Below are 21,706 nucleotides of genomic sequence, written 5' to 3'. Positions count from 1 at the left end.
CCCCAGAACAACTCAAAGCTTTCGAAGCCAATGCTCCTAAAATGTGTCCGAAAGGAGATATGAAAGGGATGAAAATGGGTGACGACAAAATGGGCGGAATGGGCTGCAAAGAGTGCAATAAAAAGTAATTTCGAATGATTAAAATCCTCCTCATTGAAGATGACCTCGAAATCTCAGATTTGTTAACGCAGTATCTGAGCCGTTATCAGATGGAGGTGATTTCGTACGCTCATCCCAAAACGGCATTAGCTTCGCTGGGGATCGAGTCATATGATCTCGTTTTACTCGACTTAACTCTTCCCGACATGGATGGATTGGATGTCTGCAAAGCGCTTCGTGAGCGTAGCGACATCCCGATCATCATCTCCTCGGCTCGGAGTGATTTGGGAGACAAAGTGATCGCGCTGGAACTCGGTGCCGATGACTACCTCCCCAAGCCCTATGAGCCCAGAGAGCTGGTAGCCCGAATACAGAGCCTATTACGCCGTATCAACGGCAAAACGATCCAAGCAAGCAGCGAAATGTTCCGCCTCGATGAAAACGGTATCTACAAAGAGGGAGAGTTACTCCCCCTCACCCGCGCCGAATTTGAGCTTCTAAGTTTACTGATCAAACACCGCCGCCAAATCATTTCTCGTGACTTTATCGCCAACAATGTCGAATCCATAGGGTGGGAAAGCTCTGAGCGAAGTATCGATGTTCTTATCAGCCGAATACGTCAAAAAGTAGAACCCAATCCCAAACACCCTACGCTTATCCGCTCCATTCGCGGTATGGGATATCAGTTTACCCTATGATTTCACGCCGCCACTCCGTTTTTTTTAAGCTTCATGCTTTCTTCATTTTAGCTCTTATAGTCCTCTCGTTGCTCTTTATTTCCGCATTAAATGAGCAAAAAGAACAAAAATTCCATCTTCTTGCCCACCGATCGATTGAACTCTCACGGATATTGGAAGAATCAACCATTCACACCTGTATGGAACAGAATAAAGAGCTCAAAGAAGCGGGATTTAAACTGATTGAAAAAATTGCTCCCCATTGTGAACCGATCCCGATACCTCCGCAGATGCTTGCCAAACTCCAATCACGTAATATTAAAGTCACAATCTATAAAGACCATGAGGGATTTGTCTACGCCTTGGCACGCGAACACTGTGTCATGTATTATCGGGATACCGCCGAAGAGACGACCTACTATTTCGTCTGGTTTTTATTCTTTGCCCTTTTGGGGGGATTGGTAAGTATGTACTTGCTCTTATGGAGCAATCTCAAACCCCTCAAACATCTTTATGAGCAAATACAGCGCTATGGAGAGGGTGAAGAGATCGTCGATGAACCCAATAACGGTAAAAATGAAATTGCCCTTATCTCCAACGCCTTTCATGATGCACTGGAGAAACAAAACCGGCTCAAAAAATCGCGCGAACTTTTCTTGCGAAACATTATGCATGAGCTCAAAACCCCGATCACCAAAGGGAAACTCATCGTCGAACTCGAAGAGCCAAGCCCTAACCGAAATCTACTTGCTAAATTATTTTTACGACTTGAACATCTTATCCGTCAAATGGCGGACATTGAGAAAATGCACGCCTTTTCCCTCACTAAAACTCCAAAAAGTCTCGATTCGATGATCCTGAATGCAATGGATAATCTGATGATCGAAGAGGACACGGTAGAGATTAGCGGCTGTACGCAGAGTATTATGGTCGATTGTGACCTCTTTACGAGTGCACTCCAAAACCTGATCGATAATGCGCTCCGTCACGCTACCTCGTATCCGATCCATATCGATTGTGATGGGAAAAAAATCTGCATCCGTAACAGCGGCGAACCGCTCAAGCGTCCTGTTGAAGAGGCGTTGCAGGCATTTGTCACCGAGCGGGGTGATGGAGGGTTAGGATTGGGGCTCTACATCGCCCAATCGGTCTGTGATCTGCACCGCTTTGATTTACAGTACGAGTATGAAGAGGGGATACACCATTTTTGTATCCGCTTTTAGCGGGTTTGCTTTTTAAAATAAACCCATAAGAGTGCTGAAACTCCCGCCATCGCAAAACTCAGTGCCATCCCGAGCGTCATCCATTGACCGATGATGTAGCCGATCTGCGCGTCGGGAGCACGGTAAAATTCAACCAATCCTCGCCCAATTCCGTAACTAAAGCCATAGAGTAAGATTAGCTCCCCCTCGAACGCTTTACGGTGACGATACGCATAGATAATCACAAAGACCACGATCCCCTCGACAAACGCTTCGTACAGCTGTGAGGGGTGGCGGAGAGTATCATAAACATATATTCCCCACGGCACATCGGTAGCACGTCCAACAAGCTCTTGGTTAAGAAAATTACCGATCCGCCCGAACACATACCCCAAAGGTACCGATACCGCTACCAAATCCATCAACCGACCGAAAGGGATACCGTGACGACGATGATACAGATACGAACTGATCAAAAATCCGAGTATCGCCCCGTGAAAACTCATCCCCCGAATCCCGACAAACTGCCCGTCGATAAATGGATTAAAAATCTGCCATGGTTGAGTCAGATAGTACATCGTATGGGTATCATAAAAGAGGATATACCCTAATCTCGCACCCAAGATAACACCGATCTCCGCATAGATGAAATAATCGTCCAACTGATCTTTGGTGATCGAGATATTATCTTTTTGGACGATCCATTTCGCGATGACGAGAGCGCTTAGGAGAGCGAGAACATACATCAACCCGTACCAGTGCACGGGGATAGCGAAAAGGTTAAATGCTACGGGGTTAAAATGCTCATAAATATGATTCCAGAAGTCCATCAAAACGTCACCACTTTCCAGTCACTCTTAAGCGCCTGCGTCAAAAACTCTCCCGTATGGGTCGGTTCGATTCCTAAAGAACGAAGCTGTTCGGTCACTCCGTAATCATCACTGCATACGACACACACGGAAGCTTTTACACCGCTCTCTATCACTTTAGAAACCATCTCTTGTAATTCCGTATTTTCAACCAAAAGCTTCGCCGAAGGGCCCCACACCATCAAATGGGCTTCATCCCAATACCCGCGCGGCAATATAACACTCCCATACAGCAATACGAGCTTTTTAGCAACCTCGATCTCTCCGCTGCTCCAAACGATGAGGAGTTTATCCATTGGTGTGTCCCTTTTGATGTTGACCCATAATTTGTGTCATAACTTCGAGAGTTTCATCCAGACGATACGCCTTGCCGAATCCCATCACGACACTGCCGCTTTTGGGAGAGAGCTTGAAAAGGTGAAAATCGCCCATTTGGGTTAAAGAGGTGACAAGCTCTTCATCAAAGTGAGCACGAAAGCGCTCGATTACGCGTGTAAATAATTCATCTTCACGACTCAGCTCCGATGCAACTGCCTCGATTGTTACCCGTTTTCGGGCAAAGGGCTGAACGCATTGAGACTCATCTTCGACAAAGAGGAGGGAGATATTCGGAGAGCTGAGAAGATTGCGCCCGTGTTGAGCGACAGTGCTGATCAGGATATAAAAATCATTTCCCACTCGTACGTAGGGAGCAGTACTGGCATGTGCCTCACCTTCGGGAGTGAGTGACGCCATTATGAGAGTCTGAAACGTCTCTAAAAACGATTCGACTTCCATGGTGGTCATTTGCGCAACGCCTCGGCGATCAATTCGATCGGATTTTTAAAGACGACATCCACATCCGCCTCATTCATAGAGTTGTTGATCTGCATACGGCACGCACTGCACTCTGCCGTAACCACTTTTGCCCCCGTTTTGGCAATCATAGCGGCTTTTGGACGTCCTGCCGCTTGAGCGAAATGGAAATTTTCCGTCTGCATCGTGACCCCTCCGAAACCGCAGCAGGCATTCGGATCGCTCATCTCGGTGATCGTGTAATTTTGCCCTACCAAAGCACGGGGCTCTTTATAGACCCCTTGCATTTTACGGGCGTGGCACGGGTCATGATAGGTGACCCTCAGATCACTGCGCCCTTTGGATGCCAACAGCGCTTTAAGCTCAGTCTTTTGCTCCAGCCACTCGGTTGCCATAAAGATTTTGGATTTCAGTTTTTGGGCACGTGCCAACCATTCAGGCTGATCGTGGAAAAAGTGCTCATAATCGATTTTGATCATCGCACTGCAGGTCGCTTCAGGGATGATGATCGCTTCGACCTCATCGATAAAGCTCTCGAAATAAGCAATGTTCTTTTTGGCGTTATGATCGACCGTCGCAAAATCCCCCGTAAAGTAAGCAGGTGCCCCACAGCACAGCTGTTTTTTCGGGATAAAGGCATCGACGTTCAATGCCTCTAAAATCTCTAAAAGTCCCTTACCAATCTCGGTATAGTTGTAGTTCGCCAAACATCCGATGAAAATCGCCACACGACGTTGTCCGCCGTTGGGAATATTCTCAGGATAACTGTTCATAAATGAGGTTTTCCCCATTGATGGCAAAAGGCGGTCTTTTTTGATGATCGGGAGATTAAAACGCGGCTGCATCGAGTTGATCTCTGCTTTAATCTTAAATCCGCACGTCTGAAAAACGTATCCGAGTTTAAACAAAATATCCATGGTGCTGCGGTGGCGCAAGAGATAGAAAAACGCCCTCTTAAACCATGCAATTCCGTATTTATCGGCGAGATCGGCACGCACCTGTTCGATCACCATATCGGTAGGTAACGCTTTAGGACACACGTCGGTACAGTTGGTACATAAAAAACAGCTCTCAAAAATCGCTTTGGCATTTTTATCGAGTTCAAGCTGACCCCGCTCATAAGCACCGAGCAAATCGATAAATCCGCGAGGGCTGGTTACCTCATCGGCATTGACGTTGTGGATCGTACAAACGGGGATACATTTACCGCATTTGATACACGCATCAGAAGTATCGGTAAAGTGAAATAATTCGCGCTTCTCCATTCAATTACACCGTTTTGCTGAACGCTTTATCCGATGAGGCATGCCGTTTCATATAGGCATCAAACGGCATAGCGATATTTCGGATCAAAAGTGTTCCCGTCGGTGAACACTCGATAGACGTCGGGGTAATGGTTAACAATTCGTCGGCTTCGAACGGTTTCAGCGCGTCAAGGGCATCTGCAAAATACGCATTAAACGTAACCCCATAAAGCCCTTCAAAGCGGGGAATATCGAGTTTGAAGTTACTCATTAGCTCCATAATCACATATTGACGAATACGATCATCTTCATTGAGGGCAACACCTCTCTCATACGGCAGACGCCCTGCATCGATAGCAGCCTCATAGCTCTCCATATCTTTGAAGTTCTGTGCGTAATAGTCAATTCCCTCACCGATAGAGGTGAGTCCGATACCGATCAAATCCGCACCCCCTTTGGTAGTGTATCCTTGGAAATTACGGTGAAGCTCCCCTTTTTCAATCGCTTTAAACAGTTCATCTTGAGGTTTCGCGAAGTGATCCATTCCGATCATACGGTATCCCTGCGCTGACATATAATCAACCGTATACCGCATAATCGCCAATTTTTCACTAGGGTGAGGCAATGTTGTCTCATCGATTTTACGCATCGTCTTTTTAAGCCACGGCACATGGGCGTAGTTAAAGACGGCAAAGCGGTCTGGGTTTAGCGAAATGGAGAGTTCCAACGTCTTTTTAAACGTCTCCAGAGACTGATACGGCAGTCCGTAGATAAGATCAACATTGACACTTACCATGTTATATTTACGCGCTAAATCCATCGCTGCTTTGGTGATATCATAGGGCTGAACCCTATGAACCGCCACTTGTACTTTTTCGTCAAAGTCTTGAATCCCGAAACTGACACGGTTGAATCCCGCCTCACTCATTGCACGCATTTGATCGTCATTGATATGGCGCGGATCGATCTCACAGCTGATCTCAGCATCGGCGGTAAAATTTTTAAAATAACTTTTAATCGTTGTAATGATTCGGTTCAGCTGATCCGCGTCAAAAAATGTCGGAGTCCCCCCACCGAAATGGAGCTGAATGACGGAGCGGCTAACATCGATATGGGTACTTAAAATCTGAAGTTCACGGGTCAAATAATCGATATAACGCTCTTTTTTATCCTCTTTGGAGGTAAATACAACATTACAGCCGCAAAAATAACAAGCATTTTTACAAAATGGCAGATGAAAATAAAGCGAAAGGGGACGTGATGGATCTTGAGCATGGAGCTTTGAGAGGTACCCATCATAATCAAATGCATCACTAAACTCTAATGCCGTAGGATAACTGGTATAACGAGGTCCCGGTTTGGAATATTTGGTAAATTTATCAAAATCAAGCATCATGACACGCCCTTAAAGGTATAGTATCCGCGATTATACACAGTTGGTTTGAATATCCCCTAAAATTCCTCTGTTACGAAGAGAAATAGAGGCGATTAAATTGTCTATATTTTACGTCAAAAGTTTGCTTTTAACCTTTAGTGTGATAAAATCATCACAAATTAATCCTTCAAAGAGAGCTTATGAGTGCTATCAAAGTGCTAATCATCGAAGATGATGAAGTTACCGCAATGAATTTAAAAATGTCCTTGGAAAAACAGGGATACGATGTTATCTCATTGGCAGATAATGCGGTCACAGCCCGAAACAAAATAAAAATTTACAATCCCGATATTGCTCTCATCGACATCGGATTACAAAAAACCATGGACGGCATCGAATTAGCGCAATACATCCATGATAAAAATCAACTTCCGTTTATCTACTTAACCGCACACTCCGATAATGATATGCTCGCAAAAGCCAAAAAGACAGAGCCCTACGGTTATATTGTCAAACCTTTCGATCCGATCAATCTCCATACCACGATTCAAATGGCACTCTATCGATTCAAAGAGGAGAAAAAGCGCTCATCCAACATTGATGAACTCAAATCGGATCGGGAAGTGCTCGAAAAACTGGTCTATGCCAAAAAGCTCTCCGATAAGCCCATCGTCGAATTCGGTGATGGATATCGCCACGATACAGGGCTGGGTGAAACCTTCTACCAAAATCAAAAAATCAAACTTACCAAAAAAGAGAACGCTTTTATACGCTTAATGGTAGCTCAGTTGGGGAGTATCGTCGATTTTGCTCAAGCAATCAATTATGTATGGGAATCCAAAGGGGCAACCGATAACAGTGTCCGAACCCTCGTATGGAGGCTTCGAGCCAAACTGCCAACCGATGTGATTAAAAATGCTTCCGGTGTTGGCTATTATTTAGAAGAGTAACCGTTAAAGAAACTTTTTTTCAAACTCGCTTTGAAGCACTTCATACGCTTCGATAAAATCAAATTCTTTCTCTTGTTCCCTCGCTGACTCTTCAATCACGTAGGAAAGCCGTGAGAGTTCATCGAAACGAAAATTGGCGCTGGAACCTTTGATCGAATGGGCGATAAAAGCGATATTATCATACTCTTTATTTTCAATAGCCGTTAAAAGATCACAGAGCGAATGTCCCATCTTTTGGTGATAAATCCCTAGCAAATACTCGATTTGTTCCTCATCCAGCATCAACGCGATTTTGAGGTGATCCATATCAATATTCTTCCATCGAGAGACAATCGATGATTGAGCCTCTTTTGGTTCAACCATGACGGTCGGCTTTAGATACCGCTCAAATATTTGCTCAATCTCTTTTAGGACGATGGGCTTTCCTAAAAATGCATCATAGCCGTTTTGAATGGAACGCTCACGCGCTCCTTTAATCACATTAGCCGTCAATGCAACAATGGGGGTATGGGGGCGATTAGTCTCTTTCTCATACGACAACATAGCTGCCGTCGCATCATTACCGTTCATTTTTGGCATCTGTTCATCCATAAATACCATATCGAACAAGTCGTTGGCAAATGAGTGTAACGCTTCTACTCCGTTAGAAACGATCAGGTAAGAGAGCCCGTATCGTTCTAATATGATTTTAATCAACTCTTGATTAGCGAGATTATCCTCTGCTACCAATACTGTCCCCACGAATCCTCCCCATTTTTTATTCCCAGTGGCTGAAGGAAGATGCTTCTCATGTATTCCCAATACATCACTAAAAGCACTTTGAAGTTTTGTACAATAGATCGGGAAGGTAAGAGGGGCAATCGTAGGAATACTATCGTAACGTTCATCCAAAAAATCAAGAATAGCAACTGAGGGAATTTGATGTTCGATAATTGTTTGGCGTACTGCATCACTCATCGAGCTTTCTAAGAAAATCAGAAGATCACACGGTTCTTGTACATCATTTACGATGTGAATATCCAATCCAAAATGATCCCAATATCGCTGAAGCGATTCAAGTTTATAACTCTCCGATGGGTCATACGCCAACAGTTTGAAACGCAACCCCTCGAACATTGAAATATCAAATTTTGCAACATCACATTCACGATTAGCAATAACAGGAATTTTTAGAGTAAATATACTCCCTTGACCAAGAGTTGATTCAAGCTCAATTATCCCCCCCATATGCACAGCTAATTGCTTACAGATAGAGAGTCCCAACCCTGTCCCCTCATTAATTTTCATACTCCCCTCTTGCGCTTGAGAAAAAGCATCAAAAATCCGCTCTTGATCTGATGGTGAAATCCCCATCCCCTCATCTCGTACGGAAAGAGAAAGTGTTTCCCCATCGAACCGTGCCTCTACGTGAATAGCACCGGCATGATGGCTGAACTTTATCGCATTACTCAAAAAATTACCAACGATTTGTTTAATCCGCAACGCATCTGCCACAATTTCATAAGGAATCGCGGGATCGATAAAGCTGGTTAACGTAAGGTTTTTAGAGTTTGCCCCTGGAACAAAAAGTTCCATCGTATGCGATATCTCATCATGAATGTTAAAGGGTTGAGGATCAACCGTAAACTCACCGCTTCGAAGCTTTGAAAAATCGAGAATATCATTGATGATATGGAGAAGATTCTCACCGCTATTGGAGATAATATCGAGATATTGTTGGTAACGTGGATTCGTCGTCTCATCACGTAAAAGAGATACAAACCCTAAAATAGCATTAAGAGGAGTGCGTATCTCATGAGACATATTAGAAAGAAAATATTCTTTGGCTTTAGAAGCATTTAGTGCTTCTTGCTCTTTTTGATAAATAGTATCAGTATAAAGTTTTAAAACACCCGAAAAGTTTTTGTCAAACAGATAGCTGATTGAATTGAAAATTGAGTGATCGTTTATTCCCAAACGGTAGGTTGTATTAATTACCGATCGTTTAAAATGGGTACACAACACAAAAAGTTCATCTGCACGGAGATCTTTATTCTTCAAATAATCAATTAATTCAGAAATGACAGGGCAATCGCCAATCTCCATTACTCCGGAAACAACTCCCATAAAATAATCAAAAACACTTCCGGCATACTTTTCTTTAAAAAAAACAGTATCGATACCGTGCCGCTCTAAAATCAAAGTGCACATCTCGTCTGAGACCCATTCTTCTAAAATTGAACTTTTGGAAGCTATTAAAATCTCTTTTGATTGAAATAGATTTAATATGCCGGGAAAACTCATAAGTATTCCTCAAAGAATAAAGTAAATGGTTTGATTAGGGTGTGACCCAAAGAAAAACGCCTAAAGATACAATCAAAAGTTGAAAAGACAAAATCAATACCGTTCCGATAATATTCCCGATTTGACAACTCGTACACTGCTTATACTTTTTGCCCTCGTACTGTCCATATATAAAATAAATAATCATCAATAGAATTACGCCGAAAAGGGCATATTTATCCAGCATATAGACCAAGGCACGCATCTCAGGGGAAACAAAAAACGGAAGGATAAACGTAAGTGTCACTAAAACTAGAAGATATTTAGCACCCCGTTTAAAATAATCCCGAACGAAAACGACCGGACATGATTCACCGGCGATAAATCCCTCATTGGAGAGCTTTTTTTCTGCCTCAGTACGATTCTCTTTGGCCATTTTATCGAGCAATGTACCACCGAAAAGAAAATCAACTTGCTGTTGAATTCTACGGGAAAATTCCCCATTTACATTGAGGTGCTGTAATTCACCGTGACGGTTTTCATACACCACTTTTATTGTGCTATATCGTTTAATCGTTGCACTGAATCCTGAGGGAAAATAAGCACTTTTTTCCTCAGCCTCATTAACTCCCTCATTAACAATAATCCGTGCATTAATTAACTCAAGAATTTTTTCACCCTCTTTTATGATGATAGCACTAAAAGGGATCGCAATTTGGATTGCGGATATCGCATCAAGAGCTTGATGCTCCATCGTATCATGCATATTTTCCAACAGTTCAAACAACTCATCATCAAATTTCCGAACATCGGCAGATATATATTTAATCCGCTCATCAGGGTAGGTGATCAATTCTTTAATCATAGGTAAAACTTTCTTAGGAGGTTAAGCCCCGAGAGGGGGCTTATAATTAGTGGCTTTTGCGAACAACAATCAACATTTTGATGTTGATCATGATAAAGCGGAAAAGCTGCCAAATTTTACAAGTACGAAAAAATTTAACAAAATTTGTAGGTACCATCGTTGTAAAGCTTGCATCGTACGGTTTAACGTATTTTTCGATTTCTTTCATAAAAGTTTCTCCTTTTTTCTTATTCTGGGATCAGAGTCCAGCCCGGGTTGAGCTTGGCTTTATACATAAACAAATGGTGAAGGATATGTTTGATCCAGTGACCTGCAAGTCCGATTTCACCGAAAGTGTAATCCAAATCACGTCCGAGACCTGGATATTTTTCGAAGTCTGGAACAACCGGATAAACGGTCAATGCTGCCGCTGTACCGTCAAATAGACCTTTACCTGCCGATGCAACACATGCCGCACCCATTTCTGCCATAGAGGCTTCATGCAAATGTGCACTTGGCCCTTTTTTGATCAAATCACAAACACTGTGTGCTACCGCTTTACCGATAATGCCACTTGGCATACCTGTACGTGGAGGTGTTGGGAAAATTTGAGTACCGTTTGGTGAACTCATCGGTTTAGAGATCGGATGCGGAGGAGCAAATGCGATACCTGCTGCGAAGAGATTTTTGTACGTTGGATTTTGGTAGGTACGTGGCCAGTCAGACGCTTTCCAGTTTTCATACGCACCTGCATCATATTTCGCATCAACTTTCATAAAGCCATTCGGTGCAAATACGGTTGCAGTGATATCTTCACCCGCTTTGTCATATGCTTTAAGTCCGACACCTGCAAATGGTGGGATCAACATTGCGAAGTCGAACTCTTCCTCACCCATTGAACCATCGAGAAGTTCATACGAAACTTTCCCTTTTTCAACTTTGTTCACGTGAGCACCGATTAACCATTTAACTCCGCGCTCAGAGTACAATGATTCTGCGAAAAGACGTGAAGATGCCGCATATCCGCCACGTTTCATGTGAAGACCGCCGATACCGAAGTCACCAAGGAATGATTCGTTTGAGATCCATTGCATATCCGCCAAATCACGTACACCCGCTTTACGAAGTTCATGTTCGATGTTGAAGATATACTCAAACGCAGCACCTTGACACGTACACATACCGTGACCTGTACCGATGAGGAATTTTTGACGCTCCCCTTTTTTCATTTTTTCAATACATTTTGCAAACTCATGCGCTGCGTGGTCTGCGTGGTCTGCTGTACATACGGAAACGGTAAATTCACCCAAACCGTTAGCATCACCAAGACCTGGAGTCGCGGCAAAGTTAAGTTTTGGCCCCGTAGCGTTGATCAAATAATCATACGTTACCTCTTCACTTTGTCCTGTTTTTCCTTGACCAGTATACTCGATCGTTACAAACGGTTTGTCTCCGCTTGCATTCCCCTCAGGGTTAAGGCTTAGAGCTTTAGCTTGTTTGTAAGTAATTCCCGCTTTTTGATAAACAGGAGCAAGGTCAAAAGTAACCTCTTCTTTAGACATCTGACCGACACCAACCCAGATATTTGATGGGATCCAGTTCCATTTTGAGTTAGGGGTTACTACCACTACCTCGTGATCTTTTCCGAGCCAATCTGCCGCAAATGTCGCGGCTGTGTGTCCGGCGACTCCGCCGCCTAGAACAACTACTCTTGCCATATCTTCTCCTTCGATAAATTCCATGAAAGTCGATTATATACCCATAGTATCACAATTATATCACATACTTAAAATTAACCTTGCAATTTTAACTAAATTTTCCAGAAAAGGTACAAGTGTTACTTTTTTTCCCAATCACTTTTTTGTAAAAATAATTACTTTTTCGATTTATTTTTACATTATTTATAGAATATTAATAAATATTATTTGACGCATTAATACATTAATATAATGTCAAGTAATATATCAATTAACTTTATATTATTTTTATGTTCAAATAGCTATTATTTCCGCTCGGAGCTTTTGGGGATTTTTCCCTCATCTCAATACGATAACTAACTAAAAAAGGATTCTAAAATGACATCATTCACTAAAACAGCCATGGTTGCACTTCTCTCTCTCAGTGTACTAAGTTCTTCAGCATTCGCTGATGCGGAAAAAGGGAAAAAGCTTTATCAAAAAAATCTCAAAGAGACATGCGGATTCAGCGGTGGCGTTTTTGCTGCTAAATTCAAACAAGCCGATTGGGACAAAGCGTACAAAGCGGGTACATTAGATAAAAAAATGACCGAAGCGTGCCCATCCGGAAAAGCTTATTTTGAAAGCGACAAATTCAAAAAAACCGAAGAGCACATGTATAACTTCGTCCATGATTTTGCAAAAGACAGCGGAAATATCCCTTCTTGCTAATCACAACGTATTGAAACCCTCGGGTTTCAATAATACGAACTCTCTTTAAATCTTCCATCTCGCTTTTATCATAAATAAACGCATCGGAATATCTAAAGAGAAGTCACTCTAAATAACTTGAGGAAGAAATATGATAATAAAACATCTATCACTGGTTGCGGCGTTGAGCATCGGGACGATTATTCATGCCGATGAAGCGGCTCTTCAAAAGCAAATTGAAATGTTGATGAAGCGGATTGAACAGTTGGAAAAATCGCATGGAACTATCGTACAAACCCAAACAACGCTCCAAGAAATGCAAAGTACCTTAAAAGAGGAACAGAGTGCCCAAAGCGATCTCCTCTCTAAAGTTAATGCCCAAAGTGCCAATGACAATATCAAATGGGATATCGATTTACGCTCAGCATTCCATAGCATTGATTATCACTATGCGGATGATGCAAAAGATCGCACAGGTGCAGCGGATACTGTTCATGCCGGAAAAAAATATTCCAATGACTCACTATTTACCAATCGTCTATGGCTAGGTATGGGTTCTAAAGTCAATGATGACCTTTTCTTTAGCGGTCAGGTAGCTGCCAACTATTATTGGGGGGCAGATAATGCTACTCACCAGAACATGTCACAAGATATGGGGTGGGAGTCAAGTTCATCGCCTCATGATGCAGATTTGCGTTTACGTCAAGCCTATTTTGTCTACAAGTTCGGTAATGATTGGGATGTTCCTATGACATTCAGTGCCGGACGACGTGCGGCAGTAGATGGCTTTTTGGCTAATCTACGTGAAGGAACTCAAAAACCGGGTTCACCTTTGGCACATATAACGAATGTCGAAGTAGACGGTGCTATGGTGCAGTTTAATCTCGATAAAGTCTTCTTACCGGGATCGTATCTCAAAGTCGTTTACGGACGCTCGTACGATTCGATCAACGAAAATGCAATGAGTACAACCCCTTACGTGGATACAACAGGGAGTTTAGATAAAAAAGTTGACTTCCTCGTATTGCCGATGTCCATTTATGACAACGGAGCCAGTAAGTTGATGGCTGAATATGCAATGATCATCAATGCCAAAGGGGATACTGTAGCCGGAACCATGCCCGGTGTTGCAGCAGGTACCGCCCATTACGGTGCACTATCCTATCAGCTAGATGGTTTGAACGAAGATATCGATTTCCTCAATGACTCAACGGTGTTTGCAAGTGTTGCCATGACCTCTACCGATCCTGATAGTGGCTACCAAATGCTAGGTTCCACCGATTCTAAAAACGGTTATAGCTTTTGGGCAGGTGTTTTATTCCCTGATATGATCAGCAATGGAGGACGATTTGGATTAGAGTACAACTATGGCTCTAAATATTGGACTCCGATGACCTGGGCAGAAGACTCGGTTATTGGATCAAAGCTCGCGACACGCGGTAATGCGTATGAGGGGTATTGGAATTTCCCTATCGTCGGTAAAAACCTCACCGCACAACTACGTTATACCTACATCGACCACAATTATCGATCCAGTATTTCATTTATGGATGATCCATCCTTTAAAAATCTCGACCATTCTCAAGAACTAAGAGCGTTTGTACGCTACCAATACTAAGGAGTTTTAATGTCTAAAATTGAACGTAATCCACTTGAAAATATCCAAAACGGCATGTCACGTCGTGACGCCCTCAAACTGATGGGGCTATCCCCTATCGCTGCCGGTGTTCTCGCCTCTTCGACAACCACAACCAAAGCTTCGGCATCCGATGCTAAGGGGAAAATCGTTATCGTCGGCGGTGGTGCAGGCGGTATTATGGCGATGGCACGTTTACGCAGTGCCCTCTCTAACCCAGATATCACCATAATCGCCCCAAATGAAGTACACATCTACCAACCGGGACAAGTTTTTGTCGCAGCAGGTGAATATGCCCCTGAGGATATTATCGGTAGCAACCTTGATTTCATCCCCGACGATGTCAAATGGATCAAAGATGAAGTTGCTTCTTTCGAACCTGACAATAACACACTCACAACCCGTAAAGGGGAAGTGGTCAAATACGATTTCCTAGTTGTTGCGACAGGATTGGTTTACCACTATGAAAAAATCGAAGGGCTTACAGTCGATATGATCGGTAAAAATGGCATATCCAGTGTCTATCTCAATAATGCAGAGAAAGGGACAGCGGATGGCGGTCCAATCACATGGAAATGGTTTAACGATGTAAAAGAAGCGGCGAAAAAAGGGAAACCTCGTGTTATTTGTACCCAACCTGCCACTCCGATCAAATGCGGGGGAGCACCACAAAAAATTCTTTATCTTGCAGATGATTATCTCAAACAGGCAAAATTAACGGCTGACTTTATCTTTGCCATGAATGGCGATAAACTCTTCGGTGTCCCTGCCGTCAATGAGACACTGACGAAAGTTGTCCAACCCCGTTATGGCAACATCACCAATAAATTTAAACACAACCTCGTCGCCATCGACGGTGAGAAAAAAATCGCAACGTTCGAAACCAAAAAATTGACTCAAGGTGCGTATGACGAAGATCTCGAAGAGTATGAGATGATCGAAGAGGTTGTTCGTGTCCCTCTCGAATACGATTTCATCCATATCGTCCCTCCGATGTCTGCCCCTGACGCGGTCAAAAACTCGCCTCTGGGATGGCAAAAAGGGACCGCTTCTGGATGGCTCGAAGTAGACCAAGAGACGTTGCAACACACTCGCTATCCAAACGTTTTCGGAATCGGTGACGTATGCGGTATTCCACTGGGTAAAACAGGGGGAAGTGCTCGCCATCATGGGCCGATTATGGTTACTAACCTCATCGCTCAAATGGAGAAAAAAGCATTGACTGAGAAGTTTGATGGCTACACCGTATGTCCTCTCAAAACTCAGTACGGCAAAATTATCCTAGCTGAGTTCAACTACCTCGGTGCCGCACCGTCATTCCCACTCAATGTCGGTGAAGAGCGCTGGATTTGGTGGGCGTTTGACCTCTATATGCTCAAACCGATGTACTGGCATTTGATGATGCGTGGTTTGATGTAAAGATGAAAAAAAAGGTGATCAAAGAGATAGTGATATTTTGTCTTATTGCACTCGCACTGACACTTGCTATCCATCCGGATCTCCTTTATGCCCCTTATCCTAGGGTTATGCATATGAATGAAAGGGAGAATTTCCTTCACCCTCTCGTTTATACGGCTATCGTTTATACTATTATTTTAATAGTGCGATCGATAATAGTGCTCATCAAAAAACTTTTCTCTATCAATAATTGACGAATAAAACATTGCTTACTGTTGACTTGAATCGTCATTAATATTATAATAACAACATAAGAAATATAGTAATTATAATAAGTTCACATTATAGTTAAAAATAGGTGGAATTTAATGAATAGTGTTGTTATTATTGGGGGTGGAATTGCCGGCGTTGAAGCTGCAATCTATTACCGCAAAGAAGGATTCGAGGTTGAACTCATCAGTGAGCGCAGTTACGTTTTTATCTATCCCATCGCAATTTGGATTCCTGTCAGAACAGCACGCTTTGAAGATGTCGCATTTTCACTCGATGATATTGCCGCTCGGCACGGCTTTAAACTCATAGTTGATGAAGTGTTAGATATCCAAGCGAGCAACAAAACCATCATCCTCAAAGATGGAGGAATTCGCCATTGCAATCATCTCATTATCGCAACGGGCGCGGCAAAAATGAAGCATAAAGGGTTGGAACATACCCTCTCCATCTGCGGAGCACCGGAGCAGTCGATCCTTCTCAGAGAAAAAATTGATACACTCATCGCGAAAGGGAGTGGAAAAATCGCATTCGGTTTTGGTGGCAATCCGAATGATCCAAGTGGTGTACGAGGAGGTCCCGGATTTGAACTTTTCTTTAATCTTCACCACCGTCTCACAAAACTTGGAATTCGAGATAATTTTGAGATGACTTTTTTTGCTCCAATGGCAAAACCGGGTGCACGTATGGGACCAAAAGCGCTAAAATTGATAGAGATGATGTTTAAACGAAACCGTTTCGGAACCCACTATGGTAAAAAAATTAAATGTTTCGAATCAAATGGGGTTATTTTTGAAGATGATAGCCGCTTGGAATCAGACATGACTATGTTTATCCCTGCGGGAAATGGATCCGAATTTATTATAAAATCAGATCTCCCACTTAATAACGCAGGTTTTATCAAAATCAACAATTTTTGCGAGATTGAAGGAATTGAGAGCTGGTATGCCATCGGTGACGCTGCGGCATTAGAGGGACCCGACTGGAAAGCTAAACAAGGTCATATCGCCGAGGTGATGGCGCGAAATGCGGCTCATAATAGTGCTATTTCATTGGGACTAAAATCGGGAGAAAAAAAGACATACCAAGATCATCTCAATATCCTCTGCGTCATGGATATGGGTAACGGTGCCGGATTTGTTTATCGTAATAACAAAAAAGCTCTCCTGATCCCGATGCCGATCTTTGGTCACTGGCTTAAAATCGGATGGGGATGGTATTACAAACTCTCAAAAATAGGCTATATTCCTCGTATTCCTGGGATGTAAAGAAAATTAATTTCGTAGTGTCGCTATCAATCGCTGCGGATTCAAAAGGGAATCTAGTGCATCGTTGATGGAGTGGAATACGATATCCGAAGCCAACAATGCTTTTGTGTTGATTCCCTCTTCTTGGATCAGGGCAATCCCCAAAGCGGCTGAAGAGAGTATCAACACATCATTTTTACCATTTCCGATGGTAATACAATGCTGCGGCTTTAAAGATTCAATAAAGATCAATTTTTCACGATCCTGCTGATATTTTCCAATCACATGAACCGAAACATTATGACCACTGCATTGCTCATGCACAGAACCGTAGGTATCGGCTGTCAAAATATGGATATCAAGTAAAACCGAAAGTTTTTCCAGCTTCTCCATAACTCCCCCGATTATCACCCCATTTGAGGCAATCGTCCCGTTATAATCGAGCACCAAATGCTCAATCTCCAACCGTTCCATCCCCGGAATCTCTAATCGAATCATATTTCTCCTTCTAAAAATTACGTTGCTAACGTGTACGATACATATTTATTTATAATTATATTAATAATAAGCTAATTTAAACTGTAATAGAATGTAGCCAATCTAAGTTATGGAGGATTTAGTATGAAATTACCTCAACGCACCTTAACGCTGTTTATCCTTTTGTTCGTAGCAGAAACAGCAATGGCTCAAGAAAAAGGATCAACCTTATTCGAAGAAAAATGTGCTGCCTGTCATCTAAAACAAAGACCCTCATTAGAAGCTATGAATACGATGATTGCTCCACCGATTATGGGGGTAATGAGTCATGTAAAAGATGCCAAAGCGACCAAAGCCGAAGCGGTAGGTTTTATCGCCGATTATATCTTTGAACCGACACCTGCAAAAGCGCTCTGCATGAAACAATCGATTGAGCGGTTCGGTCTAATGCCCTCTCAAAAAGGGAACTTAACCAAAGAAGAAGCAGCAACTATAGCGGGGTATCTTTATGACAACTATGGATATTAAGTAATTTTCAATCGATCAATCTTCCAATAATTGCATCGAGATCACTGGTTTGGCTCAGCTCAATACTAATTCCCATCCCCTCGATATTACGCCGTATACCATCCCCTAACGTTCGGGCTACTAATATCGTTGCATCGTCCAAAAGGGGTGGAATAATCCTACCCGCAGCTAGCCCTTTAGCACTCTCATCATCGATAATCTCTTTTTTATTTTGAAGAAGCTCTTTATAGATCGGATTCTCTTTATAGGTGATTGATGAGATTACCCCCTCTTCAACTTTGGCAAAAGCAAAAAGTTTCGCCACTAAAAAATAGGGATGCACCGATATACGATCATCGGTCGGAAACACAAGGGTGAAATTATAGGGCTCTCGTATCAGCTCGATACCTTTACCATACATCACCATCTCCACCATTTTTTTTCGCGCTTGTTTGATAAGCTTTGCAAAGGTTGGACGTGATACTCCGAGAGATTGTGCGCAATCTTCGTGATAGAGAACTTTAAAATCGGCAAGATAGAGGGCTTCGAGTTCATCATTTCGTAAAAGAATTGTCTCTTTTGGTGTTTGGGTTAAAGGTCCGAAAGAAAAACAGGTGGGTTGAAAGGTAATGTTTCGCTTTTTTCCGGTTTTCATCAGGTACGTCCTAAATTTTACATATGTTAATTATAAACAATTTATCCCAAATGATTACTGAAAAGACCGTATAAGTGTGTAAAAGCTAGTAAATTAGTCATATTAACTATAAGTTATAATCAATATAATGTTTCATTAACGTTCATTTAATTTTACATATGTTAAATTATCTCCAGATATTTTAACATAGGAGTTTAATGATGAACCGAAAAATCGTCTTCCCCACTAATGAACACCACGGTCTCCTCTCAAAACGCGATGCCCATTTCGGCAGAGCTAACTTTTATACCGTTGTTGACATTTCTCCTGAGGGAAACATTGAAGATGTTATCGTTGTCAAAAACGAAGGGCATAAAGCCAGCGGATGCGGCGGTGCGGTTGAAAATATCTGTGTTTTAGGAGCCGATGCACTGATTGTATCAGGGATAGGCGGCTCACCGTTGCAAGGATTCACACAAAAAGGGCTTGCCGTTTATCACGATAACAGATCATTAAACGTCGAACAGTCACTAAAAGCCTTTTTATCCGACCAGCTCACCCTCATGCAGCCCGATATGAGCTGCTCACACCATTAAGGATTCATTATGATTATCGCTATGCCAATTAAAACCTCATCTCACGATGCCGCTCTCGCTCCCTTGTTCGGGAACGCCAAATTTTTTGCATTTGCAACCGATTCTACACAGATCGATGTTGTACAAATGGAACAACTCGGAGGGAAAGATGTCGCTCGTACCCTTGTTGCGAACAATGTGGATGTCCTCATCACCTCACATTTAGGACTTAATCCCTATGTACTGCTTAAAAGCTACGGGATTAAAGTCTATTTCGCCGGAGAGTCTCGCATCAACGTAAGTGAAGCGATCAAAGCGTTTCATGCCAATCAATTGAGTGAAGTGACATCAGAAAACTTCGAATCACTGTTGGGTGAACATGACCATCACACTTCACATCATCACCATGCGCACGGCCTTGAGTGTTGCTCACACCACGCACACCCTTAAGATATGAGAAAAGTATTTTTCCCTCTCTTTTTACTTTTCACTCTAAGCGGATGTTTGGAGCGGGAAATTTATACGGAGATTGCCGAGACAAGTGCTATCTCTCATCCACCAAAATCGGTTAAAATTGAAGATTCCAGCGATATGCTCAAAACTTCGTTTAAAACCGATCCCTCATCACCAATCACAATGAGTGTCTATATCCACTGTGCTAAGTGCACCAATGCCCAAAGCAGATCCTTAGGAGCCGATTTCGACGGATACATTCGCCTCACACTCAGTGAAAATAACCGTACCCTCGCCCGTGCCCAGATGGATTACAAAGGGGAAGCGACCCAAGAGGAAGTCACTCAGGTATTTGAACACCTAATGGAGATACTGCAATGGGAAGATACTTTGAGAAAGAACTAGGTGTACTATGAATGAATCTATCAGTTTAGTCGTGACTTTCATCGTGATAGGTATCGTGTACGAATATTTGAAACCAAAAAGCGATAATGACTCATCGAATCAACCGAAAAATACACCAGATGAAGAGGATTAGAAAAAGGCTCTTAAATAGAGCCATATAAAAGAGTGAATTATTTCAAAATACACGTTTTAGGACTACTGATCTGAGCCATCCCTACAATACCATTCTCCAAAACCTGCACGTTTTTAAACCCTAACATTTTTAGATTTAAAGCCGATGGAATCGCGCGAGTACCTGAATGACACATAATTACTAACCGTTTATCCGTCGGAATACGATCCAAATTCTTAGCTTCAAACAACTCTTCTAACGGCATTTCGAGAGTGTTGGTGTATCCTAATTTGACAAATGCCTGCTCTTGCGGTGTACGAACATCGATGACAACAATAGAGGGGTCGTTTTTTACCTCTTCGACAAATGCATCAGGTTTAAGAAGGAGATGACTTTTAGAGAGAGGCTCAAACGTCATCTTCTCATAAAAACCATCGAATTTTTTAGCCAATTCTACGTCGTATGCCGAAGCCGATGTGACACTGATGAGCATTGACGATGCGAATATAAGAAGTTTTTGTTTCATGGGTCGTAATCCTTCGGAAAATATTTTCAGAAGAATACCCCATTATTATTCATAAATCAAATTATAGTTATAACTAAATTATATTATTAAGAGATTTCCAAAATCTTGCTAACAATTTCATAAACATTATTTGAGAGCTTCGGATGGTTTTTAATCCGTTCCAATTCACATCCCATCTGTGCCTTTTGTTCGATGCCTAGACGGCCGTAATTTTTAAATGCCCCCGCGAGACCCGAAGCGATCTGTGGGTTAAGCTCATCTATTTCGATCACTTTGTCCGCCACAAACGCAAAGCCCTCACCGCTTACATCATAAAAAGCGACCGGATTTCGGGCAAAACTTCCGATCAAAGAGCGCACCAGATTCGGCACCTTCTTATCATACGCACTGTCGTTTTGAAGTTCTTTAACTCTATTCAAAGTCCCTTCACGACGGGATGAAGCACGAACACCGAAATATTTGTTCATCACCAACGTTTGATCGCAGTATCGGGCATAGAAATGCTCCAGTGCACCAACCGCTAAATCGGGAGCATAGTTTTCCAGAAGATCCAAAGCCGCCAGCCGCTCACTCATCGAGTGCGCTTCGTGATAATGGGAGAGGCACAAAGTATAAATCGACTCATCACCAGCACACATCAAAAGTCCTAAAACTCTATTTTTGAGGGCCCGTTTCCCCATGCTGATACCGTCAATATGAGCGTTTGTAGGATCATACAGTTCATTGAGGGTATGGAGTAATTCATTAAAATAACGCTTTGCA

At 42.6% G+C, this 21,706-nt stretch carries 25 protein-coding genes; 12 read left to right on the top strand and 13 right to left on the bottom strand.

Going from position 1 to position 21,706, the window contains the following annotated elements; translation table 11 throughout:
• Positions 1 to 134: 134 nt before the first annotated feature.
• Both JZU62_RS04080 and JZU62_RS04075 read left to right on the top strand, forming a co-directional pair.
• Positions 135 to 797: a response regulator transcription factor gene (locus JZU62_RS04080; protein WP_295012162.1), complete on the top strand. Its 663-nt coding sequence runs from the start codon at positions 135 to 137 to the stop codon at positions 795 to 797.
• Positions 794 to 1,999 (top strand): ArsS family sensor histidine kinase, encoded by a 1,206-nt coding sequence (locus JZU62_RS04075; protein WP_295012160.1) that lies wholly within the window; start codon positions 794 to 796, stop codon positions 1,997 to 1,999. The genes JZU62_RS04080 and JZU62_RS04075 overlap by 4 nt, the downstream gene beginning before the upstream one ends.
• Here JZU62_RS04075 and lgt read toward each other — a convergent pair.
• Genes lgt through hemN form a run of 5 tightly spaced genes read right to left on the bottom strand, consistent with a single transcriptional unit; the run spans position 1,996 to position 6,279 of the window.
• Complete coding sequence (lgt, locus tag JZU62_RS04070) at positions 1,996 to 2,808, bottom strand: prolipoprotein diacylglyceryl transferase (RefSeq protein ID WP_295012157.1); 813 nt, start codon at positions 2,806 to 2,808, stop codon at positions 1,996 to 1,998. The genes JZU62_RS04075 and lgt overlap by 4 nt on opposite strands.
• Positions 2,808 to 3,143: a DsrE family protein gene (locus tag JZU62_RS04065; RefSeq protein ID WP_295012155.1), complete on the bottom strand. Its 336-nt coding sequence runs from the start codon at positions 3,141 to 3,143 to the stop codon at positions 2,808 to 2,810. The genes lgt and JZU62_RS04065 overlap by 1 nt, the downstream gene beginning before the upstream one ends.
• A complete protein-coding gene (locus tag JZU62_RS04060) occupies positions 3,136 to 3,633 on the bottom strand; it encodes a pyridoxamine 5'-phosphate oxidase family protein (protein ID WP_295012153.1) in 498 nt (165 codons plus the stop codon). The genes JZU62_RS04065 and JZU62_RS04060 overlap by 8 nt, the downstream gene beginning before the upstream one ends.
• The gene (locus tag JZU62_RS04055) at positions 3,630 to 4,907 is read right to left on the bottom strand and encodes a (Fe-S)-binding protein (RefSeq protein ID WP_295012152.1); all 1,278 of its coding nucleotides are present in this window, start codon (positions 4,905 to 4,907) and stop codon (positions 3,630 to 3,632) included. The genes JZU62_RS04060 and JZU62_RS04055 overlap by 4 nt, the downstream gene beginning before the upstream one ends.
• A gap of 4 nt (positions 4,908 to 4,911) precedes the next feature.
• Positions 4,912 to 6,279, bottom strand: coding sequence for an oxygen-independent coproporphyrinogen III oxidase (gene hemN, locus JZU62_RS04050; protein WP_295012170.1), 1,368 nt, complete (start codon positions 6,277 to 6,279; stop codon positions 4,912 to 4,914).
• 182 nt (positions 6,280 to 6,461) lie between these two features.
• Between hemN and JZU62_RS04045 the strand changes: the two genes are divergently transcribed.
• Positions 6,462 to 7,211 carry a response regulator gene (locus JZU62_RS04045; protein WP_295012150.1) on the top strand — a complete coding sequence of 250 codons (750 nt, stop codon included), beginning with the start codon at positions 6,462 to 6,464 and terminating at the stop codon, positions 7,209 to 7,211.
• Positions 7,212 to 7,214: 3 nt separating this feature from the next.
• On the opposite strand, the gene JZU62_RS04040 is transcribed toward JZU62_RS04045, so the two are convergent.
• From JZU62_RS04040 to JZU62_RS04025, 4 genes are read right to left on the bottom strand one after another with little or no spacing between them, the layout of a single operon-like run.
• Positions 7,215 to 9,494, bottom strand: coding sequence for a hybrid sensor histidine kinase/response regulator (locus JZU62_RS04040; protein ID WP_295012148.1), 2,280 nt, complete (start codon positions 9,492 to 9,494; stop codon positions 7,215 to 7,217).
• A gap of 34 nt (positions 9,495 to 9,528) precedes the next feature.
• Positions 9,529 to 10,338 (bottom strand): peptide deformylase, encoded by an 810-nt coding sequence (locus JZU62_RS04035; protein WP_295012146.1) that lies wholly within the window; start codon positions 10,336 to 10,338, stop codon positions 9,529 to 9,531.
• A 46-nt stretch (positions 10,339 to 10,384) separates the two neighbouring features.
• Complete coding sequence (locus tag JZU62_RS04030) at positions 10,385 to 10,546, bottom strand: hypothetical protein (RefSeq protein WP_295012144.1); 162 nt, start codon at positions 10,544 to 10,546, stop codon at positions 10,385 to 10,387.
• A 19-nt stretch (positions 10,547 to 10,565) separates the two neighbouring features.
• A complete protein-coding gene (locus JZU62_RS04025) occupies positions 10,566 to 12,035 on the bottom strand; it encodes an FAD-dependent oxidoreductase (protein ID WP_295012143.1) in 1,470 nt (489 codons plus the stop codon).
• Positions 12,036 to 12,392: 357 nt separating this feature from the next.
• On the opposite strand from JZU62_RS04025, the gene JZU62_RS04020 reads away from it, so the two are divergent.
• From JZU62_RS04020 to JZU62_RS04005, 4 genes are all read left to right on the top strand, one after another.
• Positions 12,393 to 12,725: a cytochrome C gene (locus JZU62_RS04020; protein ID WP_295012141.1), complete on the top strand. Its 333-nt coding sequence runs from the start codon at positions 12,393 to 12,395 to the stop codon at positions 12,723 to 12,725.
• 130 nt (positions 12,726 to 12,855) lie between these two features.
• On the top strand, positions 12,856 to 14,322 hold the full coding sequence (locus JZU62_RS04015; protein ID WP_295012139.1) for a DUF3373 family protein: 1,467 nt from the start codon (positions 12,856 to 12,858) through the stop codon (positions 14,320 to 14,322).
• Between the two features lie 9 nt (positions 14,323 to 14,331).
• Positions 14,332 to 15,759, top strand: a complete 1,428-nt coding sequence (locus tag JZU62_RS04010) for an FAD/NAD(P)-binding oxidoreductase (RefSeq protein WP_295012136.1) — start codon at positions 14,332 to 14,334, stop codon at positions 15,757 to 15,759.
• A gap of 347 nt (positions 15,760 to 16,106) precedes the next feature.
• Positions 16,107 to 17,276: an FAD-dependent oxidoreductase gene (locus JZU62_RS04005; protein ID WP_295012135.1), complete on the top strand. Its 1,170-nt coding sequence runs from the start codon at positions 16,107 to 16,109 to the stop codon at positions 17,274 to 17,276.
• A gap of 6 nt (positions 17,277 to 17,282) precedes the next feature.
• On the opposite strand, the gene JZU62_RS04000 is transcribed toward JZU62_RS04005, so the two are convergent.
• Positions 17,283 to 17,753 carry an ATPase P gene (locus JZU62_RS04000; RefSeq protein ID WP_295012133.1) on the bottom strand — a complete coding sequence of 157 codons (471 nt, stop codon included), beginning with the start codon at positions 17,751 to 17,753 and terminating at the stop codon, positions 17,283 to 17,285.
• A 123-nt stretch (positions 17,754 to 17,876) separates the two neighbouring features.
• Between JZU62_RS04000 and JZU62_RS03995 the strand changes: the two genes are divergently transcribed.
• Positions 17,877 to 18,260: a c-type cytochrome gene (locus JZU62_RS03995; protein ID WP_295012131.1), complete on the top strand. Its 384-nt coding sequence runs from the start codon at positions 17,877 to 17,879 to the stop codon at positions 18,258 to 18,260.
• A 7-nt stretch (positions 18,261 to 18,267) separates the two neighbouring features.
• Here JZU62_RS03995 and JZU62_RS03990 read toward each other — a convergent pair whose 3' ends face one another.
• Positions 18,268 to 18,894 carry a DUF134 domain-containing protein gene (locus tag JZU62_RS03990; RefSeq protein ID WP_295012129.1) on the bottom strand — a complete coding sequence of 209 codons (627 nt, stop codon included), beginning with the start codon at positions 18,892 to 18,894 and terminating at the stop codon, positions 18,268 to 18,270.
• A 197-nt stretch (positions 18,895 to 19,091) separates the two neighbouring features.
• Here JZU62_RS03990 and JZU62_RS03985 point away from each other — a divergent pair, with 197 nt between their 5' ends.
• From JZU62_RS03985 to JZU62_RS03970, 4 genes are read left to right on the top strand one after another with little or no spacing between them, the layout of a single operon-like run.
• On the top strand, positions 19,092 to 19,469 hold the full coding sequence (locus tag JZU62_RS03985) for a NifB/NifX family molybdenum-iron cluster-binding protein (protein ID WP_295012127.1): 378 nt from the start codon (positions 19,092 to 19,094) through the stop codon (positions 19,467 to 19,469).
• Between the two features lie 9 nt (positions 19,470 to 19,478).
• A complete protein-coding gene (locus tag JZU62_RS03980) occupies positions 19,479 to 19,898 on the top strand; it encodes a NifB/NifX family molybdenum-iron cluster-binding protein (protein ID WP_295012126.1) in 420 nt (139 codons plus the stop codon).
• Positions 19,899 to 19,901: 3 nt separating this feature from the next.
• A complete protein-coding gene (locus JZU62_RS03975; RefSeq protein ID WP_295012124.1) occupies positions 19,902 to 20,306 on the top strand; it encodes a lipoprotein in 405 nt (134 codons plus the stop codon).
• Between the two features lie 7 nt (positions 20,307 to 20,313).
• A complete protein-coding gene (locus JZU62_RS03970; protein WP_295012122.1) occupies positions 20,314 to 20,439 on the top strand; it encodes a hypothetical protein in 126 nt (41 codons plus the stop codon).
• Positions 20,440 to 20,476: 37 nt separating this feature from the next.
• On the opposite strand, the gene JZU62_RS03965 is transcribed toward JZU62_RS03970, so the two are convergent.
• Both JZU62_RS03965 and JZU62_RS03960 read right to left on the bottom strand, forming a co-directional pair.
• Positions 20,477 to 20,944 (bottom strand): rhodanese-like domain-containing protein, encoded by a 468-nt coding sequence (locus JZU62_RS03965; RefSeq protein WP_295012120.1) that lies wholly within the window; start codon positions 20,942 to 20,944, stop codon positions 20,477 to 20,479.
• 86 nt (positions 20,945 to 21,030) lie between these two features.
• Positions 21,031 to 21,706 (bottom strand): aminopeptidase N C-terminal domain-containing protein (locus tag JZU62_RS03960; protein ID WP_295012118.1); only part of this gene is annotated, 676 nt, incomplete at its 5' end.

The organism is Sulfuricurvum sp., from assembly GCF_019163035.1.
Lineage (GTDB): Bacteria > Campylobacterota > Campylobacteria > Campylobacterales > Sulfurimonadaceae > Sulfuricurvum.
This window is presented reverse-complemented; position numbering and strand designations above follow the sequence as displayed.

What these genes read in the sequence shown, in the direction of transcription:
- JZU62_RS04080 (WP_295012162.1), top strand. Translation starts at nt 135, where the DNA reads ATGATTAAAATCCTCCTCATTGAAGATGACCTCGAAATCTCAGATTTG.
- JZU62_RS04075 (WP_295012160.1), top strand. Translation starts at nt 794, where the DNA reads ATGATTTCACGCCGCCACTCCGTTTTTTTTAAGCTTCATGCTTTCTTC.
- lgt (WP_295012157.1), bottom strand. Translation starts at nt 2,808, where the DNA reads ATGGACTTCTGGAATCATATTTATGAGCATTTTAACCCCGTAGCATTT.
- JZU62_RS04065 (WP_295012155.1), bottom strand. Translation starts at nt 3,143, where the DNA reads ATGGATAAACTCCTCATCGTTTGGAGCAGCGGAGAGATCGAGGTTGCT.
- JZU62_RS04060 (WP_295012153.1), bottom strand. Translation starts at nt 3,633, where the DNA reads ATGACCACCATGGAAGTCGAATCGTTTTTAGAGACGTTTCAGACTCTC.
- JZU62_RS04055 (WP_295012152.1), bottom strand. Translation starts at nt 4,907, where the DNA reads ATGGAGAAGCGCGAATTATTTCACTTTACCGATACTTCTGATGCGTGT.
- hemN (WP_295012170.1), bottom strand. Translation starts at nt 6,279, where the DNA reads ATGCTTGATTTTGATAAATTTACCAAATATTCCAAACCGGGACCTCGT.
- JZU62_RS04045 (WP_295012150.1), top strand. Translation starts at nt 6,462, where the DNA reads ATGAGTGCTATCAAAGTGCTAATCATCGAAGATGATGAAGTTACCGCA.
- JZU62_RS04040 (WP_295012148.1), bottom strand. Translation starts at nt 9,494, where the DNA reads ATGAGTTTTCCCGGCATATTAAATCTATTTCAATCAAAAGAGATTTTA.
- JZU62_RS04035 (WP_295012146.1), bottom strand. Translation starts at nt 10,338, where the DNA reads ATGATTAAAGAATTGATCACCTACCCTGATGAGCGGATTAAATATATA.
- JZU62_RS04030 (WP_295012144.1), bottom strand. Translation starts at nt 10,546, where the DNA reads ATGAAAGAAATCGAAAAATACGTTAAACCGTACGATGCAAGCTTTACA.
- JZU62_RS04025 (WP_295012143.1), bottom strand. Translation starts at nt 12,035, where the DNA reads ATGGCAAGAGTAGTTGTTCTAGGCGGCGGAGTCGCCGGACACACAGCC.
- JZU62_RS04020 (WP_295012141.1), top strand. Translation starts at nt 12,393, where the DNA reads ATGACATCATTCACTAAAACAGCCATGGTTGCACTTCTCTCTCTCAGT.
- JZU62_RS04015 (WP_295012139.1), top strand. Translation starts at nt 12,856, where the DNA reads ATGATAATAAAACATCTATCACTGGTTGCGGCGTTGAGCATCGGGACG.
- JZU62_RS04010 (WP_295012136.1), top strand. Translation starts at nt 14,332, where the DNA reads ATGTCTAAAATTGAACGTAATCCACTTGAAAATATCCAAAACGGCATG.
- JZU62_RS04005 (WP_295012135.1), top strand. Translation starts at nt 16,107, where the DNA reads ATGAATAGTGTTGTTATTATTGGGGGTGGAATTGCCGGCGTTGAAGCT.
- JZU62_RS04000 (WP_295012133.1), bottom strand. Translation starts at nt 17,753, where the DNA reads ATGATTCGATTAGAGATTCCGGGGATGGAACGGTTGGAGATTGAGCAT.
- JZU62_RS03995 (WP_295012131.1), top strand. Translation starts at nt 17,877, where the DNA reads ATGAAATTACCTCAACGCACCTTAACGCTGTTTATCCTTTTGTTCGTA.
- JZU62_RS03990 (WP_295012129.1), bottom strand. Translation starts at nt 18,894, where the DNA reads ATGAAAACCGGAAAAAAGCGAAACATTACCTTTCAACCCACCTGTTTT.
- JZU62_RS03985 (WP_295012127.1), top strand. Translation starts at nt 19,092, where the DNA reads ATGATGAACCGAAAAATCGTCTTCCCCACTAATGAACACCACGGTCTC.
- JZU62_RS03980 (WP_295012126.1), top strand. Translation starts at nt 19,479, where the DNA reads ATGATTATCGCTATGCCAATTAAAACCTCATCTCACGATGCCGCTCTC.
- JZU62_RS03975 (WP_295012124.1), top strand. Translation starts at nt 19,902, where the DNA reads ATGAGAAAAGTATTTTTCCCTCTCTTTTTACTTTTCACTCTAAGCGGA.
- JZU62_RS03970 (WP_295012122.1), top strand. Translation starts at nt 20,314, where the DNA reads ATGAATGAATCTATCAGTTTAGTCGTGACTTTCATCGTGATAGGTATC.
- JZU62_RS03965 (WP_295012120.1), bottom strand. Translation starts at nt 20,944, where the DNA reads ATGAAACAAAAACTTCTTATATTCGCATCGTCAATGCTCATCAGTGTC.